This window comes from Winogradskyella arenosi (assembly GCF_003337305.1).
Classification (GTDB): Bacteria; Bacteroidota; Bacteroidia; order Flavobacteriales; family Flavobacteriaceae; genus Winogradskyella; species Winogradskyella arenosi.
The window spans coordinates 619,497-637,983 of record NZ_QPJO01000002.1; the positions used below are offsets into that span (position 1 = coordinate 619,497).

General features: G+C 34.0%; 17 protein-coding genes. 8 read left to right on the forward strand and 9 right to left on the reverse strand.

All coding sequences use genetic code 11. The annotated features are described in order from the left end of the window. Window positions 1-104 precede the first annotated feature (104 nt). The 4 genes from DFQ08_RS07415 (at window position 105) to DFQ08_RS07430 (ending at window position 5,756) form a co-directional block, all read left to right on the forward strand. Window positions 105-1,337: a hypothetical protein gene (locus DFQ08_RS07415; protein ID WP_114309277.1), complete on the forward strand. Its 1,233-nt coding sequence runs from the start codon at window positions 105-107 to the stop codon at window positions 1,335-1,337. 33 nt (window positions 1,338-1,370) lie between these two features. Then, a complete protein-coding gene (locus tag DFQ08_RS07420) occupies window positions 1,371-1,877 on the forward strand; it encodes a hypothetical protein (RefSeq protein WP_114309281.1) in 507 nt (168 codons plus the stop codon). A gap of 161 nt (window positions 1,878-2,038) precedes the next feature. Beyond that, window positions 2,039-5,128: a T9SS type A sorting domain-containing protein gene (locus tag DFQ08_RS07425; RefSeq protein ID WP_114309284.1), complete on the forward strand. Its 3,090-nt coding sequence runs from the start codon at window positions 2,039-2,041 to the stop codon at window positions 5,126-5,128. Between the two features lie 76 nt (window positions 5,129-5,204). Further along, a complete protein-coding gene (locus DFQ08_RS07430; protein WP_114309287.1) occupies window positions 5,205-5,756 on the forward strand; it encodes a hypothetical protein in 552 nt (183 codons plus the stop codon). A 77-nt stretch (window positions 5,757-5,833) separates the two neighbouring features. Here the strand turns inward: DFQ08_RS07430 and dnaN are convergent, their stop codons facing one another. The 6 genes from dnaN to DFQ08_RS07460 form a co-directional block, all read right to left on the reverse strand. Then, the gene (gene dnaN, locus DFQ08_RS07435) at window positions 5,834-6,952 is read right to left on the reverse strand and encodes a DNA polymerase III subunit beta (RefSeq protein ID WP_114309290.1); all 1,119 of its coding nucleotides are present in this window, start codon (window positions 6,950-6,952) and stop codon (window positions 5,834-5,836) included. Between the two features lie 129 nt (window positions 6,953-7,081). Further along, the gene (gene gldG, locus DFQ08_RS07440; protein WP_114309293.1) at window positions 7,082-8,752 is read right to left on the reverse strand and encodes a gliding motility-associated ABC transporter substrate-binding protein GldG; all 1,671 of its coding nucleotides are present in this window, start codon (window positions 8,750-8,752) and stop codon (window positions 7,082-7,084) included. Beyond that, window positions 8,739-9,245 (reverse strand): hypothetical protein, encoded by a 507-nt coding sequence (locus DFQ08_RS07445; protein ID WP_114309295.1) that lies wholly within the window; start codon window positions 9,243-9,245, stop codon window positions 8,739-8,741. The genes gldG and DFQ08_RS07445 overlap by 14 nt, the downstream gene beginning before the upstream one ends. A 1-nt stretch (window position 9,246) precedes the next feature. Beyond that, the gene (gene gldF, locus DFQ08_RS07450) at window positions 9,247-9,969 is read right to left on the reverse strand and encodes a gliding motility-associated ABC transporter permease subunit GldF (RefSeq protein ID WP_114309300.1); all 723 of its coding nucleotides are present in this window, start codon (window positions 9,967-9,969) and stop codon (window positions 9,247-9,249) included. A 91-nt stretch (window positions 9,970-10,060) separates the two neighbouring features. After that, window positions 10,061-10,357: a putative quinol monooxygenase gene (locus DFQ08_RS07455; protein ID WP_114309303.1), complete on the reverse strand. Its 297-nt coding sequence runs from the start codon at window positions 10,355-10,357 to the stop codon at window positions 10,061-10,063. Window positions 10,358-10,360: 3 nt separating this feature from the next. Next, window positions 10,361-11,197, reverse strand: a complete 837-nt coding sequence (locus tag DFQ08_RS07460; RefSeq protein WP_114309693.1) for an SAM hydrolase/SAM-dependent halogenase family protein — start codon at window positions 11,195-11,197, stop codon at window positions 10,361-10,363. Window positions 11,198-11,319: 122 nt separating this feature from the next. Between DFQ08_RS07460 and DFQ08_RS07465 the strand changes: the two genes are divergently transcribed. The 3 genes from DFQ08_RS07465 to DFQ08_RS07475 all read left to right on the forward strand — a co-directional run bounded on the left by DFQ08_RS07465 (window position 11,320) and on the right by DFQ08_RS07475 (window position 13,988). Continuing rightward, window positions 11,320-12,273 (forward strand): PhoH family protein, encoded by a 954-nt coding sequence (locus DFQ08_RS07465; RefSeq protein ID WP_114309306.1) that lies wholly within the window; start codon window positions 11,320-11,322, stop codon window positions 12,271-12,273. A 134-nt stretch (window positions 12,274-12,407) separates the two neighbouring features. Then, on the forward strand, window positions 12,408-12,923 hold the full coding sequence (locus DFQ08_RS07470) for a hypothetical protein (protein WP_114309309.1): 516 nt from the start codon (window positions 12,408-12,410) through the stop codon (window positions 12,921-12,923). 120 nt (window positions 12,924-13,043) lie between these two features. Beyond that, window positions 13,044-13,988 (forward strand): phosphoribosylaminoimidazolesuccinocarboxamide synthase, encoded by a 945-nt coding sequence (locus DFQ08_RS07475; RefSeq protein WP_114309312.1) that lies wholly within the window; start codon window positions 13,044-13,046, stop codon window positions 13,986-13,988. A 189-nt stretch (window positions 13,989-14,177) separates the two neighbouring features. Here DFQ08_RS07475 and DFQ08_RS07480 read toward each other — a convergent pair whose 3' ends face one another. From DFQ08_RS07480 to rlmD, 3 genes are read right to left on the reverse strand one after another with little or no spacing between them, the layout of a single operon-like run. After that, window positions 14,178-14,921 (reverse strand): DUF6048 family protein, encoded by a 744-nt coding sequence (locus DFQ08_RS07480; protein ID WP_220235577.1) that lies wholly within the window; start codon window positions 14,919-14,921, stop codon window positions 14,178-14,180. Next, entirely contained in the window at window positions 14,902-15,480 is a 579-nt protein-coding gene (locus tag DFQ08_RS07485; RefSeq protein ID WP_114309319.1) for a DUF6452 family protein, read from the reverse strand. The genes DFQ08_RS07480 and DFQ08_RS07485 overlap by 20 nt, the downstream gene beginning before the upstream one ends. Before the next feature lie 3 nt (window positions 15,481-15,483). Then, window positions 15,484-16,935, reverse strand: a complete 1,452-nt coding sequence (gene rlmD, locus DFQ08_RS07490; RefSeq protein ID WP_114309322.1) for a 23S rRNA (uracil(1939)-C(5))-methyltransferase RlmD — start codon at window positions 16,933-16,935, stop codon at window positions 15,484-15,486. Window positions 16,936-17,168: 233 nt separating this feature from the next. Here rlmD and rocD point away from each other — a divergent pair, with 233 nt between their 5' ends. Continuing rightward, window positions 17,169-18,413: an ornithine--oxo-acid transaminase gene (rocD, locus tag DFQ08_RS07495; protein ID WP_114309694.1), complete on the forward strand. Its 1,245-nt coding sequence runs from the start codon at window positions 17,169-17,171 to the stop codon at window positions 18,411-18,413. Window positions 18,414-18,487 lie beyond the last annotated feature (74 nt).

Here is an 18,487-nt window from a genome sequence, read left to right on the forward strand (position 1 = left end):
AATCTTTGAATTTCTTTCAGAAAAAAAATCCTCAGTTTTAGAAAAAAACCAATTAAGAATGGCTGTTTAGGACCTTATTTTGAAGTCTATTAAACACAATTCTTATGAAAAAAATAATTTTATTATTGGTTTTAGCAATGTGCTATACTACAACACATGCACAACTGGGTAAAATGCTAAAAAGGAAAGCTAAAGCCGCAGTTGAGAAGAAGTTGATGAAAGACGAAGACACTAGCGCATCTTCCCAAACAACAAATGCTACCGGAATGGTTGGTAATACAGCAACAGCCAATCAAAATTCATCTAAAACCGACTATACCGATGAAGAATTTAAAGCAGAATTAGCAAAAAAATACCCTAACGACCAAGAGAAGCAAGATTTATACTATCAAAAATATCTGGAGAAAAAACAAAAAGAAGCTGAAGCTAAAAAGCCTAAAGCAGCTTCTAGTGTAAGTGATGAATTTTTATATATGTCGTATCCTTTTGCAATGACAAAAGGCATGAGTGCAGTTGGTGTAGATCGTGTAAAATTAAGACGCCAAATGACTGATATGGGGGATAACGTCGATTTATTACCAGCACAAGATCCAGACTATGCATGGTTACGTTTTTTAACCACACCAGAATTAGAAGCCATGTCACCAGAAGGGTATATTGGTTATGAGTTGGTATCCGGAATGTTTACAACCAAAGTAGGTGCAGACCGATCACAAACTCTCGAGCTTGGTACTGGTATGCCAATATTAGTTAGAGGTATGCTCATTGCAGAAGATGTTTTTGTCATATATGCAGCATCGCACCAAGGGGGACACGCATTTAATGTACCATCGTATATGCATCAAAAAGATATTACCATTTTAAACGTGATTGGTAAAGGCGAACAACAATTTCATGTAGACTGGCTAGAAAAAGCAAAACCAATTGTGCAAGAGTTTGAAGCAACCTTAAAAGCTAATTATGATGCCGCTGCAAAATCAACGATGGATGCTATAAAAATGCCAAAAGCAGGAGCAATGAATAATAATGCATCATTAATAAGCTTTGCTAAACAAAATGTGTCTAAAACTATTGAAAAAGATGGTGCTAAACTTTTAAAATTGAACATAGAATCTAACGACTGGAGTGTTGTAAAAAACAAATATACAGGTCACATTTTGTACCGTTGGATAAAAGGAGCTTTTACAGAGAAAAATAAAAATAACGACTGCTATTTACAAGGCTTTTTAATTAAGCAATATTATAACGGTAGTGGTTATGGGAATTCCGAGTTTGGTGGAATTATACACGGACAAATGCCTTACGGACAAAAAATGAACTGTGAAAATGCCAATTAAAACGATAAAGGAATAATTAATACATTTTAAAAAATGAAAAAGCTATTTATATTTTTAACTATAATCTTTATATGGGCAGCACAGCCTTCACATGCACAATTTTTTAAAAAAATAAAGGATAAATTAGATAAGCCTCTTATTAAACAGAAGGATAAAAAAATTAGTGAAGAAGAGTTAGAAAAAAGAAAAAATATTAAGCTGCCAGACGTTGGTACTTTAGATAAAGATGAAGCTTTAAAAGCCATTGCTGTTAAAGGTTTAGATTCGTATTACAGTAAGCATAGTATGAGTAATACGCATCAATATATTACATCGAATACTTGGTCTACTGTAAAACATAAAGATACGGGAGTGCCTTTATACCAATGGGCTGTAGGAGCAGTTGTTCAGAAAAATTCAGATGGACAATGTATGCTATATGAGTTTATTTTAAGACGAGATTATACAGGTGGAGGGCAGTATGGAGATTCCTATTTCAATGGTATAAATAGAGGCACAATTAAGGCGCCTTATGGTAATTATATAGCTTGCGTAGAATAATATCTAAAAAATATTTGCTTTCATATTTTAAAAGAGTTTACGAAATGTAGGCTCTTTTTTTATTCAGAAAAAAATAATGGAGTTTCAGAAAAATACAACTTGGTAATCTAGGGAATAGCAATTGTTTTGTATTCCATTAATTTAAAAAATACTCAACTACAATGAAAAAACAATTACTCTTATTTACAACCTGCTTGTGTTTAGGTTTGTTTTCGGCGATGGCCCAAAACGTAAACATTCCAGACGCTAATTTTAAAAGCTATTTATTAGCAGACGCAGCCATTAACACCAATAGTGATTCAGAAATTTCTGTGGAAGAAGCAGAAGCTTTTACAGGAACTATATCGGCAACAGGACTTGGAATTACAGATTTAACAGGAATTGAAGCCTTTGTAAATATTACCATATTAGAGGTATATTCAAATAGCCTAACCTCTTTAGACGTTAGTAATAACACTAATTTAACACGATTACATTGTGCAGATAACCAAATTACCCAATTAGATGTTAGTAACATTCCTACATTAAATCAAGTTCATTGTCAAAACAATCAGCTTGTAGAATTAAATTTAGCTAATGGCAACAATGCTTATTTTATATACATGAAATCTTATAATAACCCTAATCTTACTTGTATTCAAGTAGATGCAGGAACTGTGCCACCAGCTAACGTAGGCTTGTATGATGTGGGTTGGACTAGAGATCTAGAAACTAGAGTCGTAGAAGATTGCAGTTCAAGTATTTCTTACGTAACTATACCAGATGCAAATTTTAAATCTTATTTAGTTAACAGTGCAGTTAACACAGATTATGATCAAGAAATATCTGTTGAAGAAGCACAGGCGGTTACAGGAGCATTAGATGTAAGTAGTTTGGCAATTACAGATTTAACAGGAATTGAAGCTTTTATTAATCTAACCGAATTAGATTGTAGTGATAATACAATTACGGCTTTAGATGTGTCAACTATTACAGGTCTTACCAATTTAAATTGTAAAGAAAATAATATTAGCAATTTAAATGTGCAGTTGACTTCTTTAGTAACTTTAGATGCCGAAGACAATAGTTTAACGAGTTTAGATGTTTCAAATTTAGCGACCTTAACAACTTTAAATACGAGATCAAATAATATTTCAAATTTAAATCTTCAAGGTGCAACTGGTCTTGAGGTTTTAAATTGTAGCGATAATAGCTTACCTACGTTAAATGTAAGTTTAAATACTAACCTTATTGATTTAAATTGTAGTGATAACAGTTTAACAAATGTAGATGTGACTAATTTAACAGCTTTAACAGATTTAAATATTAATGACAATGCCATCTCATCAATTATCCTTACCGCGAATTCAAATTTAAATACATTAACAGCAAGCGATAATAACTTAACGAGTATTGATGTTTCTAATAATACTTTATTAACTGAATTAATTGTGGCAAGTAATAGCTTAACAAGTATAGATATTACTAATAACACAATGCTTACTGCTGTAGATTTTCAAGATAATTCAATCAGTAGCCTAGATATTAGCAATAACCCTAGTTTAACTAGAATTCACGCTGCTTTTAACCAATTTACAACTTTTGATATTAGCGCTTATCCTCAAATAAATCAATTGTTAATATATGACAATCAGCTAACTAGCTTAAACGTAGCTAATGGTAATAACTCTAATTTTGTATATATGAAGGTATATAATAATCCTGATTTAACATGTGTACAAATAGATTCAGGATATACACCAAACCAAGTAGGTGTGTATGATAATGGATGGACTAAAGATACAACCACAAACTATAGTGAAAATTGTATTCCTACAGTGTATTATGTTAATGCAAATGCCACAGGAAATAATGATGGAAGCTCTTGGACAGATGCTTTTACTAGCATTGAAGATGTATTAAATAATGCATTATTAAATGATGAAATTTGGGTAACTAGTGGTGTTTATACGCCAGCAACAGCCGCTTCAGTATTAACATTAGATTTGGAAAACTTAAAAATATATGGTGGTTTTGATGGTACTGAGTTAACCTTAGCAGACCGAGATTTAACGAAGGTATTTACGGATAACGCTACTATTATTTCTGGAGATATTAATGGTGATGATATTGAAGGTGATTTCACAACTAATAAAACCGATAATGCCACAACATTAGTAAGTCTTGAAGATGATAATGTCATTTTTGATGGTTTTGTACTTCAGAATGCGTATACCTCTGGGTCTAGTCCTGTTATCGCAACTAATACCAATGTTACCAATTTTACTTTGAAAAATATATGGATTTCAGAAAATTACAGTGCAGGATTACTATTAGATTGGAGAAAATTTTCTGGAGACTTGGTGGTTGAGAATGTAGCAATAACCAACAATGCTAGTAATAATGGTGTTGTTTTGGTAGAACATAGCGCTATAAATTCTGATGCATTAACATCTCATTGGTCAAATATTCTATTTACAGATAATACGTATAAATCAGATTTTGGTGCAATTTGGTTTAGAAGAAGTTCAGCTTCTAATGGTAACAGAAGTATAGTTCACTATTTAAATAATGCTACAATTGTAAATAACGTTAACAACCATGCTTCCGTTGAACACGTTATTAATGTAAGTGGAAGTGGATGGATTCGTCTTGAAACAAGAAATAGTATTTTTTGGCAAAATAAATATAATGGAAACCAATTCAGTACAGTAGATATTGAAAACAGTAAAACAAGTGAAGGTGATAGCCAAACCATTAATGTTTACAACGCTGTAGCGCAGGTTACATCAGCTGCAACTTCTGGGACTTATAACGCTTTAGATATTACGCAATTAGACCCATCAACGGATAATTTAAATTTAGATAGTGATTATAAACCAACATCAGCTTCAAATTATATCATAGATCAAGGAGATAATACGTATTATGACACAGCAATTTTTGCAAGTTTTGATTTATTTGGGAACGATAGATTTTTCAATAGCACTATAGATTTAGGTGCTTATGAGTATAATTCTACCTTAGGATTTGAGGATGAAAATTCTATTTCAAAATTGAAATTATACCCAAACCCTGCAAGTGACAGATTGTTTATTAGTACAAGAGCACAGATAGAACGTCTGGCTATTTTCAACATAAACGGTCAATTAGTAAAGGAAACTAATTCGGTAGTAAATGGTGTTGATGTATCGCAATTACCAAGTGGTTTATATATGGTGCAGTTACAAACAAATACCAATACTGCAACTCAAAAATTCCTTAAAAAATAAGTCCATATTTTAATATTAATATGAAATGGTCCATTGTAAAAAGTGGGCCTTTTCTAACTTTTTAAAATTCTAATATATGAAACATATAAAACGTTTTGCATTCGCAATCTTAGTTATTTTAAGTGTGTCTTGTTCATCCGATGATGATAATTCAGGCTCTCAAAACGAAAACAATATTACAGTAGGGGCATCTGTTTATGAAATGAAAACAGCCATTGTAGAACCTGCTTCAATAGGTCAGTATGTATATTTAAGTGTAAGCAATAAAACTGAGGCAGAAATAACAGCTGCTATTAATGGGACGACAATCAATAATGTGGATTTGTTTTCGGCTCGAATTAATGCGTTGGATCTTACACCCAATAGAACTTACAACTTATCAGAAATTTCAAGTTTAGAGTTTGTTGTTGATGGTGATTTTATTGATGCCGACTTTGAAAATGGCGTGAGTCAATTTTATTTAGGAGATGGAACTTCAGATTTAAGAGTCGTTGATGGTAGTATTACCGTTATAGATTACGCTGTAGAGGCTATTAATTTAACATTTACGTTTACACGAGCAGATGGAGTTGTAATTTCCGGAGATTACAAAGGTTCATTTATTTATAGCAATAATAGTCTTGATTAACAGTGGTTAGACTAAATAAAAAAGCTCACTAAATTAGTGAGCTTTTTTATGATTAAATATAAGGCGTAGTTGAAATACTAGCTATTTAGCATTACTGGCATGACCAACATAGTAACTTGTTCTCCTTCATCTAAACCATCAATAGGCGTTAAGATTCCGGCACGGTTTGGTAAGCTCATTTCTAACTGAACGTTATCAGAGTTTAAGTTATTAATCATTTCCGTTAAGAAACGTGAGTTAAACCCAATTTGCATATCATCACCTTGGTAGTCACAACTTAAACGCTCTTCAGCTTTATTAGAGTAATCAATATCTTCAGCAGAAATATTTAATTCTGCACCTGCAATTTTAAGTCTAATTTGGTGTGTTGTTTTGTTAGAGAAAATACTAACACGACGTACAGAATTTAAAAACTGTGTACGGTCTATAACTAATTTATTAGGGTTCTCTTTTGGGATTACCGCTTCGTAGTTAGGGTATTTTCCATCAATTAAACGACAGATTAGTACTGAATTTTCAAAGGTAAATTTTGCATTAGAGTCGTTATACTCTACAAGCACGTCATCATCACTTCCTGCTAAAATTCCTTTTAAAAGGTTTAAAGGTTTTTTAGGCATAATAAATTCAGCTGATTCTGTAGCCGTTACATCAGCACGTGTATATTTTACTAATTTGTGAGCGTCTGTAGCCACAAACGTTAAGCTATCTTGCGAAAACTGAAAGAATACACCACTCATTACAGGTCTTAAGTCGTCATTACCAGCAGCAAAAATAGTTTTACTAATTGCTGTGGCTAAAATATCGCCCATAATTGTTGTTGTACTCGCATCTTCTATAGAAACCGCATTTGGAAACTCTGCACCATCAGCATAAGCTAGGGCATACTTACCATGGTTAGAACTGATTTCCACCGTATTATTGTCTTCAACAACAAAGGTTAAAGGTTGTTCTGGAAACGTCTTTAAGGTATCTAATAGTAATCTAGCTGGTAAAGCAATACTACCTTCAGAATCACTTTCAACATCAATTGTTGCAGACATTGTAGTTTCTAAATCACTAGCCGAAATCGTTAGTTTTGATTGGCTCAGTTCAAATAAGAAGTTATCTAAAATTGGTAGTGTATTACTGTTATTAATAACACCTCCTAATACTTGAAGCTGTTTTAATAAATAGGTACTTGAAACAATAAATTTCATGCTGAATAGATGTGTTTTATACTTTTAATTGGTCTTACAAATATATCTCAATAGAAGGGTTTTATAAAACAAACTTATTAACAAAATAGGTCGCTTTATATGGTTTTATCACCAAACTATTGCGGTCTATTACGCAGTGTATTTACGTTTTCGTAAATAATTAAAGAGAAAGCCAAACAGCCCTAAAACAATGAGAGGCAAAGCGATATTAATAAATTGCCATTTCGATTTTTCTTCTTTTATTTTGTCTGCATCTAAAAAGGCAACGTTAATTTCTTTAGATCTTATGTTTATAAGTCCAGAATCGTCTAAAAGGTAATTCACCGTATTTAGCAGAAATTCTTTGTTTCCGAATGATTTTCCGGTGAGCTGATCGAAACCTAATTGTTGAGGTCGGTTTCTTAAAACTTCATTTTTTACAACATCACCATCAGAAATAACCACCATTTTAGTGGCATTACTTTGAGTTTTAAAATCCTTGACCTTAAAGGGTAACACCCGTTGGTTGTACACCGATGTAAATTCGCCTTCTAAGAGTACAGCTAAATTTTGAGGACCTTGATTATAACTGGCCTCATCTGGAGATTGCGTTACGGCATCTAATGAAATAGTTGTTGGGGCACCTTCTAATTTCGATTTTGGTGAGCTTTGTAATAAAATCGATTTTTTAATACTGTTTTTTAAAGTGTCAATAGGACTTGCAAAATCAAACTTAACCAAGTTTAAATTTTTAGTAATGGCATGGTTAGGGTTAGACGCGGCTAATGGCGAATATTGCCATTGTATAGGTTGCATCTGCGCCTGACTTCCTTCGCCAATAGACAGCATAATAGGTGCCGAGTAAAGATCCTTGACTAAGGTAGGATTGACTCTTACTCCATATTGAAAGAAAAAATCATTGAGGTGAAGATCTCGCATAATAGAAACTCCACGTCCTGCCGCATTATAAAGACTGTCTTTGTCCATAGCCACGGCTTCCGTTAACCATAAACTTTTACCACCATTCATGGTGTATTGGTCTAAAACTAATTTTTCATTTTCAGAAAAAGGAACACTAGGTTTTGCCACAACAATTAAGTCGTAATCTTTTAATTTATCTAAAGTCCCTTGTGGGTTATTGGCCACACTATCTAAAGTAAATGGTGCTAAATTGTAATAAGGTTTTACAGTGGTTAGAAAATCTGCCATATAAATATCGTCTAACTCACCATTCCCTTTTAAAATGGCAATTTTCTTAGATTTAGCATTTACCAATTTATTAAAGCCATCAGCAAAAGCGTATTCTAAAGCTTGTACGGAATTATTAATTTGTTCTTGTAAGCCCTGAGTAATACTACGTTTTAAAAGTGGAATTTTTACCGTTTCTCCTTTGTAGCTTGCAAATGCCCAAGGGAAAATAATATCTTGGGTTACTTTTCCGGTGCTATTGTCTGTGTTGATATAGGGCTCTAATCCTGATTTGGTAAGTTCTTCAATATTGCGCTCACGGGTTGTTTCATCTTCAATAGGATTAATATAGTTTATGAAAATTTGATCGGTTTGAAGCTGAAACTCCTCTATAATTTGTCTTACTTCGGTTTGAAGCAATCTAAATTCCGAAGGAAAGTCACCTTCTAAAAACACATCAATAATTAAAGGCGAATCTAAATCTGAAATGAGTGTTTTTGAATTTTCAGATAAGGTATAGCGTTGGTCTTTAGTTAAATCGAAACGTTTAAATACCGTGCTAGAGAGTAGGTTAACAAGAACTAATCCAACAAGTATGGCTAAAATATATAGGCTGGTTTTATTTTTTTTCATCGTCTTGCTTCTCAAAGGTTATTAGCTCTTGGTAAGGTTTAAGGGCTACGACTTTTTCGTCTTTAAAGGTGATTTCTACGCATTCTTTGTGCTCCGTAAAGGCACCAGGTTCTATGCCTAAACCGTAATTCCATTTATTGGTGTTATGGGCTTTGGCGGCATCATCCCAGGTTAACCATTCTTCTGGGCCTAAAAGGGCTTTTACTTTTTCTTTTGAAAGGCCAATTAAGGTGTCTGAAGTAATGGTGTTATCAATCATCTCGTAACGCAGATTAGGATCTTCAATCCAAGCGGTACTATTAAAATACTTCTGATGATGGTGATTGCTTAAAATATTAATAAACGGATAGAATACAAAGAAATAGGCAAATGGTGTTAATACCAAACTGATGAGTATGGTTAACCATTTTCGCTTATCTACAGTGTTTAAAAATAGAAATAAGAGTACAAAAACAATTATTAAAAAGACGACAAATAAAGGTGTGATAATCATTTTACTGTTTTTGAATTCTAAGTTTGGTGAATAATAAAAAGGCGATAGCAATACTTATAAAGTAGACCAAATCTCGGGTATCTATAACGCCACGACTCATACTGTTGTAATGCGCGGCCATTCCTAAGTTTTCTAAATATATAAGGTCGCCCAAAATGTGATAATTTGATAAGCCTTCAAATCCGAAATAGAAAAAGAAGCAAATAAAAATAGCAATGATAAAGGCCACAATTTGATTGTCTGATAGCGTAGAGGCAAACACGCCAATAGCGGTATAAGTGCCTACTAAAAATAAAAGACCAAAATAAGATCCAATGGTGCTCCCCATATCTAGGTTGGCTTCAGGATTTCCTAAAGAAGACACGGTATATACATACAGTAGAGTAGGCAGGAGGGCCATAAGTATCAAAACAAAAGCTCCAAAATATTTGCCCAGTACAATTTGAAAATGCGAAATAGGTTTTGTGACCAAGAGCTCTAAAGTTCCTTGCTTTTTTTCATCACTAAAACTTCGCATCGTTACAGCCGGAACTAAGAAAATTAGAATCCATGGTGCCAATAAAAAAAAGGAAGATAGACTGGCTTGTCCGTAATTAAAAATATTAAACTCGCCTTTAAACACCCAAAGAAAAAGGCCGTTGAGTAATAAAAACACCCCAATAACCAAATAGCCTATTGGTGAAGCGAAAAAGGTGTTTATTTCTTTTTTTAAAATGGCAATCATCTATTCTTTAATTTTTTTTTGAATTCGTACATATTAATTTACTCACAGCTCACAGCTCACAGCTCACAGCTCACAGCTCACAGCTCACAACTCACGTAAGCGAAGCGACTTTGTCTACACTCCAAGCTTCGGGTTTAGCATTAAATAAAGGCTTAGTTTTAGACCAAACCCCTTTAAATAGATCTGAGTGCCGGTACTGATTGAGATGCATTTCAGAATCCCAGTAACTATAGGTGAAAAAGATATGAGGCTGCTGCTTATCGCGATACAGTTCTAAAAAATTACAACCTTCAAAATGTCTTATTTTATCTTTTACCTGATCAAAATTAGTCAAGAATTCTTCAATATTAGAAGGTTCAAAACTCATTTTTACAATTCTTACTAACAAAGCTTAAGCGTTTAAAAAGTTAATTGTTACTGTATCTTTGGTTTTTAGACCCATTAGCGTAGAAGCACTACCAACGGTGCTGTTGTTGCTTTTATAAATGGCAATTTCAATATACTGCGAAGAGTTAAATACCACCATAGCTTTTCCTTCTACACTGCGTACGGATTCTTCATCGTCATAATTTATAATGTCACTATATTTATTCAGAATTTCTTTAAACTTGTGGTTGCGTGCATAAACGATGTAAGGACGCCCTTTTTGAATATTCTCAAAAAATTTGCGCTTAATATTAGTCACCACATTTCCATAATTATCAATATAGATTACACTGCCAATAATTTGATTATGTTCATCATTAACAAATGGGTTTAAATTTTTAATGGGTTTTATAGTGTTAATAACTTTTCCTATAACATCTAAGGTTCCACCACGTGCAATATGACAAGCGACTTTTACAAAAATATCTAAGACCGGGAAGCTGGTTTCAACCTTGTCATGAATGTTAATTTCAACAATCTTATCTGGGGCTATCTCATTGCAAATCATACTCATAATCCCATTGTTGGCACAGATAAAGTAATGATCGTCTAATTTTAGTGCAATATGCTTATTATCAGGGCTTAACTCAGAATCTATACCAATTAAATGTATAGTTCCTTTAGGGAAACTGCTGTACGCATTCTGAATAATATACGCGGCTTCACAAATATTAAAAGGCGATACAGAATGCGAAATATCTACAATATTTATTTCATCAAGTTCACTATAAATAGCTCCCTTTATGGCACTAGTAAAATGATCTTTATATCCAAAATCAGTCGTTAAAGTGATTATCGCCATAGATTGATTTGTTGATATTTTTTTAAGATTTGTGGTTGTAAAATAGTTAAATTTGTTTGTATACAACAGAATTACAAAATTAATAAAAGAAAACATATTAACGCACTAAATAAAGCTCGCTTTTGAATGAACTTATCCTAGAACTCGAAGAAATATCTCCTAAAGAATTTTTCGGAGCTCAAAATGCTAATATTGAGCTGTTAAAAAAGTATTTTCCTAAACTTAAAATTGTAGCCCGCGGCAATAAACTTAAAGCGTATGGCGATGAGGATTTACTTGAACAATTTGACCAAAGAATGACCATGCTTATGCAACATTTTGGCAAGTATAATAAACTCGACGAAAATGTTATTGAGCGCGTATTAACCAGTGACAGCACCGCAGATTACGAAACCACATCTCGTAGTGGAGAAGTGTTGGTCCATGGTGTTGGGGGCAAATTAATTAAAGCCCAAACGGCAAACCAACGCAAATTGGTAGACAGTATGCGTAAAAATGATATGGTCTTTGCTATTGGCCCTGCCGGAACAGGTAAAACCTATACAGGGGTGGCCTTAGCCGTAGAAGCTCTAAAGAAAAAGGAAGTAAAACGTATCATTCTAACACGTCCTGCTGTAGAGGCTGGAGAAAATCTTGGGTTTTTACCAGGAGATTTGAAGGAGAAATTAGATCCGTATATGCAACCTTTATACGATGCCTTACGCGATATGATTCCGGCTGAAAAATTAGATAGTTATATAGAGAAAGGAGTTATTCAAATTGCACCCTTAGCTTTTATGAGAGGGCGTACCTTAGATAATGCTTTTGTTATTTTAGATGAAGGACAAAACACCACGCATGCCCAGATGAAAATGTTCCTAACCCGAATGGGAAAGAATGCGAAGTTCTTATTAACCGGAGATCCAGGTCAGGTTGATTTACCACGCCGTACAATTTCAGGATTAAAAGAAGCCTTACTGGTTTTAAAAAATGTAGAGGGTATTGGTATTATCTATTTAGACGATAAAGATGTTATTCGTCATAAGCTTGTTAAGAAAGTTATTGCGGCTTATAAAAGTATTGAAAATAGGGAATAATTGATAAGTGTTTATAATCAAGTTTCTTAGGTTTTTAAAGGGTTTGATTATATAAAAGATATGACAAATTGTATAAAAATTTTGGGTGTTAATGGGCCTAAATTTGTCACAGTAATCAAAACTTAAAAAAAAACATGAAAAAAATATTTTTAACATTAGGACTCGTATTAGGATTAAGCCCATTATTTGCTCAAGATGATGATATTGACTTCAACTCTGACAACTCATGGCTAAAGGCAGGAATCACCGCTGGTGTGCCTGTAGGTGATGCCGGTGATGTCTCGTCATTTTCTTTGGGTGCCGATTTAAGAGGGCAATATTTGTTCAACCCCAATGTAGGGATCGGTATTGCTACCGGATATACCAACTATTTTGAAGAGGATGAGAATGATGATTTTGGAGTTATTCCATTAGCCGGATTTATCCGTTACTATTTTACACCAAATGGTCTTTTCTTCGGAACAGATGTAGGATATGGTTTTTTAACCGGTGTAGATGATAATGACGGAGGGGTTTATGTAAATCCACAAATTGGTTACCATAACCGCGATTGGAATTTTTATGCCTACTACCAAAACACCTTTGCAGAAAATGATATTGATGTACAAGCCGTAGGACTTGGTGTAACGTACAACATTAGATTTAAATAAAATATCTAAACATACAGGTTAAATTAAAGAGGAGAAATTTTATTTCTCCTTTTTTATGCACTTTATTGTTTCGACCAAGGAAAGAAATTACATTTGTAGTTCACAATAAATGATGATGACATGAACACCATAATAGATACCAATTTCAACTTTCCTAATCAGAAGAGTTTTTATAAAGGAAAAGTAAGAGCAGTTTATAACATCAACGACGAGCAATTGGTGATGGTTGCTACCGATCGTTTAAGTGCATTTGATGTGGTGATGCCAAAAGGAATTCCTTACAAAGGGCAGATCTTAAACCAAATTGCGACTAAAATGATGAAGGAAACTGAAGATTTGGTACCTAATTGGTTGGTTGCAACACCAGATCCTAATGTGGCTGTCGGTCATTTATGTGAGCCTTTTAAGGTTGAGATGGTAATTCGTGGCTATATGTCTGGGCATGCTGCACGCGAATATAAAGCTGGTAAACGTATGCTTTGTGGTGTTGCGATGCCAGAAGACATGAAGGAAAATGATAAATTTCCAGAGCCTATTATTACACCTGCTACAAAAGCTGAAATGGGCGATCATGATGAAGATATTTCTCGCGAAGACATTCTGAAAAAAGGTATTGTTCCTGAAGAAGATTATATTGTACTGGAAGATTATACCAAGAAATTATTTCAACGTGGTACAGAGATCGCTGCGGCTAGAGGCTTAATTTTAGTCGATACCAAATATGAATTTGGAAAAACTAAAGACGGTAAAATTGTATTGATTGATGAAATTCATACCCCAGATTCTTCACGTTATTTTTATGCTGAAGGATATCAGGAACGTCAAGATAAGGGCGAAGCACAAAAACAATTGTCAAAAGAATTTGTAAGACAATGGTTAATTGCTAATGATTTTCAAGGTTTAGAAGGGCAAACTGTTCCTTTTATGAGTGATGATTATATTGAATCGGTAAGTGAGCGTTATATAGAGCTTTATGAAAATATCACTGGAGATACCTTTGTAAAAGCAGATGTGTCGGATATTCAGGCGCGAATAGAAAAAAATGTTTTAGACTATTTAAAATAGAAAACCATAATGTATAAAGTAAACAACCTAACCGTACAATTTGTATGGTTAGGTTGTTTTCGTTTAAAGGCAATCCATTGCCATTATATTTTAATGACTGTTGGTCGCAAAAATTTTAATATACTCTAGAAAAGTAATTAAAGTGAAATAAAACGACTAGCATTAACGGTAAGGTTTAGCCAAAGCAACTTATTCTACTTCTTTTTCTTGAATGACAATTTTATCTTTCTTAAATATAGGAACCAGATAAGAAAGGTTAAACCCGAAACCCCCACCAAAACGACTACTGTCGTAAGTACGGTTATACCCAGGAACATATAAGTTTTCGTAATTATCAATTTCCTTTTCGGTAATAAGCACTTTTAGCTGTACGTTAAACCCTGCATAGAAATTATTAAAAAGCTCTGCTTTAAGGCCCACTTGTAATTCTGTCCATACAGCGGACAAGCCATCAAAGGTTTGTGATTCGTTAACCGTGTAGCGGTCGCCCCAATATTGGTTGTAAACATCATAAACCGTATAACTGTTTCTTGTTTGGCTAAAACTCGCGGCACCAACTCTAAAACCAGCATAAATCATGTTTTCCATGTCTAACCAGTTTTGATAAAAATTCATATCAATACCAGCTTTAAAATAGCTTCCTTTCGTGGTGTTGTTGAGTTGATTATAGTCTAATGTACGTTCTTCATTTCCTATTTCTCCTGCAATATAAATACGTTTGCTGAGACGGTAGTCACCCATAATTTCAAATCCAGAGTAATCGTCAGTAACAAAACTACGTGCTAATTTGCTAATATCGGTTCCTAATCTAAGACCATACTTTTGTTTATAAACTAAAGTATCTTGGACCGTTTTCTTCTTTTCTTGTTGCCCATAAGCCATTGTAGAAAACAACAGCGTTAAAATAACACCTCTAATGATAGATGCGTACATGTGTTGTATTTTCATTTTCTATACTTGCTTGTGTCGTTTCTTCAATTTCTATATTGGAAATCCAATTGTCGGCATCGGTAATTCTGGCAACACCTAAACTGTTAAAATTACTTTTATATCCGCAGGCTCTAGAGACATAAACAAATTCAGTATTATAAGAAATTTCTATAATGTCTATATTAGAGTTGGTGGTATCATCTTCATCTTCAATTCTTAAATCAGTGTCTTTTTCTATCACATAACGGGTAGTGATTGTTGTTTCTACACCTTCCGCATCGATAATTAGAGGTAACTCTACTGAATTTGCATTTTCATTAAAGAGTAGTGTAGCATCCGATTCTTCTGTAGGTTCAATACTATTACCATCTTCATCCGTTACTAATCCTTCCCCATAAACGGTAATTCTAGAAACGTTGAGTAACTCATCGGTATCCGTTGCATCATAGAACTCCACAATTAATCGCGGGGTCGTTTGCGTTGTAGCGGCGCAGATATCATCGCGTTCGCAATTAATCAGTGCAATAGCTATAAATAGAATTAAAAATTTTGCGTTTTTCATCGATTATTTTTCAAATAACACAACCGTTTCTATATGTGCGGTGTGCGGAAATTGATCTACTAAGCTCATCTTTTTAATGGTATACCCTGATGCCATTAATTGCTCGGTATCTCTAGCCTGAGTAGCAGGATTACAAGATACATAAACCAAACGTTCTGCATTGAGGTTTATTATCTTTTTTAAGGTTTTTGGAGCAATACCAGCACGGGCAGGATCTAAAATAATAGTTCTAATCTTGTTGGTGTATTCAGGGTGCTCGGTTAAGAATTTACCAACATCGGCAGCATAAAACTTAAGGCCTTCTATACCGTTGCGTTTGGCATTCTCTTCAGCATCTTTAATGGCCGCAGCAACAATATCTACCCCTACAATTTTTGTGTTTTCAGCTTTATTCGCAATAATTTGACCTATGGTTCCTGTGCCACAGAATAAATCTAACACCACAGTGTTATCTACAGCATCTTTATTTTCTAGCGCGTAATCTACAACTTTAGTATAGAGTTTTTCGGCACATTTTGGGTTGGTCTGAAAAAAGCTCTTCATGCTTATTTCAAAATTCAGGTCTAATAACTCTTCAACAATTTTATCATCGCCGTAGACCAAGGAAATACTTCCTGTAGTGGCAATAGTTCTATCGCCAGTTTCATCATTAATGGTGTGTAATAATCCTGCAACACGATCACCAAATAATTCAACTAAAAACTTAGCAAATTCATTTAAATCAAACTTTGGAAGGTCGTAAGAAGTCGTTACTAAGTTAAATAACAACTGATTGGTTTTATACGATTTTCTAACTACAAAATACCTAAAGAAACCTTCTCGCTTTGGTGGGTGCCAAGGTGCTAAGTCGGTGTTAACACAATAGGCTTTAATCTCCTTTAAACGGTTTTCAAATTCGGCATCAAATAAACCTGAATCTTTTTTAAGATCGTCACCACACCACCAAGTACCACGTTTTTTAAAGCCTAAGGTAAACTCATCAACATCAGTTTTAAGATCGTGATCATAGCCTATGGCAGAAAAACCATATTCCATCTTATTTCGGTAATGAAAGGTATTTGGAGAAGTTACAAATTCGTCAAATTTGTCTTCTATATCGGCAACTTTACCAATTCTTTTAAAAAGCTCTAAGGTACTTTGCTTCTTATATTGGTGTTGTTTTTCAATGGGTAACTGAATATAAGGTGCACCAGGAATACTTTGGTAAGGCATATCAACTTCATCATCAGAAGCTTTTAAGACTTCAAAAAGTTTTCCTTCGGCATATTTTTTACTCGTTTTTTTAATCTGAGTTTTAACTAATTGTCCCGGTAATGTATTAGGAACAAAGACCACAAATTCGCCGTGTTCATTTCTAATACGTCCTATACCTTTACCTCCAAAGGCATAATCTTCTATTAAGATTTCAATTATTTCTCCGCGTCTAACAAATTTGTTTCGTTCTCTTTTTGGCATTGTGTGTCTATAAAATTGACTGCAAAGATAGGTGCAATTTTACAAATGGCATAACGTTAATTGCGTCATAAGCTAGTAGCAATTCTCTAATATTTTTGTAATTTGCAACTCTCTAGGGATGATTTCTTTCCCACGCTGAATTTTCGGACACTTCGAAAGGATAAAGGTAGATAAGGAATGGTTATTTTAGATATCCATTTTTGATGTGGATATTAACGTTTAAACTTTTTAAAATGGCTGTTTTAGAGCAATTAAATTCGCAACAAGCGATAGATTTAGAAAACAAGTATGGTGCACACAATTACCATCCGTTACCTGTAGTATTAAGCAGGGGAGAAGGTGTGTATGTTTGGGATGTAGAAGGTAAAAAGTATTACGATTTTCTTTCGGCCTATTCTGCAGTAAACCAAGGGCATTGTCATCCAAAAATTGTAGGTGCAATGACCGAGCAGGCAAAAACCTTAACGCTTACCTCAAGAGCCTTCTATAATGATATGTTAGGGAAGTATGAAAAATATGCTTCGGAAACATTTAATTTCGATAAGCTTTTACCAATGAATACAGGAGCAGAAGCTGTTGAAACGGCTTTAAAAATCTGTAGAAAGTGGGCTTATGAAGTTAAAGGAATAGATGAAAATGATGCCGAGATTATTGTTTGTGAGAACAATTTCCATGGAAGAACTACTACAATCATTTCCTTTAGTAATGATCCTGTAGCGCGTAAAAATTTTGGACCTTATACCAATGGTTTTATTAAAATTGAATACGATAATTTAGAAGCTTTAGAAGCAACTCTTAAAGATAATGCTAATATCGCAGGGTTTTTAGTAGAACCTATTCAAGGGGAAGCTGGTGTTTATGTGCCTTCTGAAGGTTATTTATCGAAAGCCAAAGCCTTATGTGAAAAACATAATGTATTATTTATTGCAGACGAAGTACAAACAGGGATTGCAAGAACGGGTAAAATGTTGGCTGTTGATCATGAAAATGTAAAACCTGATGTTTTAATTTTAGGTAAAGCCTTAAGTGGTGGCGCTTATCCGGTTTCGGCAGTATTAGCTGATGATGCTGTGATGAATGTGATTAAGCCAGGAAATCATGGAAGTACGTTTGGAGGAAACCCAATTGCTGCGGCAGTAGCTATTGCAGCTTTAGACGTCGTTAAGGATGAAAAATTAGCCGAAAACGCTGAAACTTTAGGGCAGTTATTTAGAAGTGAACTTTCTAAGTTTATTGAGAGCAGTTCTATTGTGAATTCTGTAAGAGGAAAAGGATTATTAAACGCTATTTTAATCAATGATTCTGAAGACAGCGATACCGCTTGGAATATTTGTTTGAAATTAAGAGATAATGGTTTATTAGCAAAACCAACACATGGTAACATTATTCGTTTTGCACCACCATTAGTTATGACTGAAGCGCAATTGTTAGATTGTGTATCTATTATAACTAAAACCTTAAAAGAATTTGAAGCCTAATCTAGCGCTTAAAGTATAGTTATAAAAAAAGCGATTTTCTGAATTGAAAATCGCTTTTTTTATAGTAAAGAATT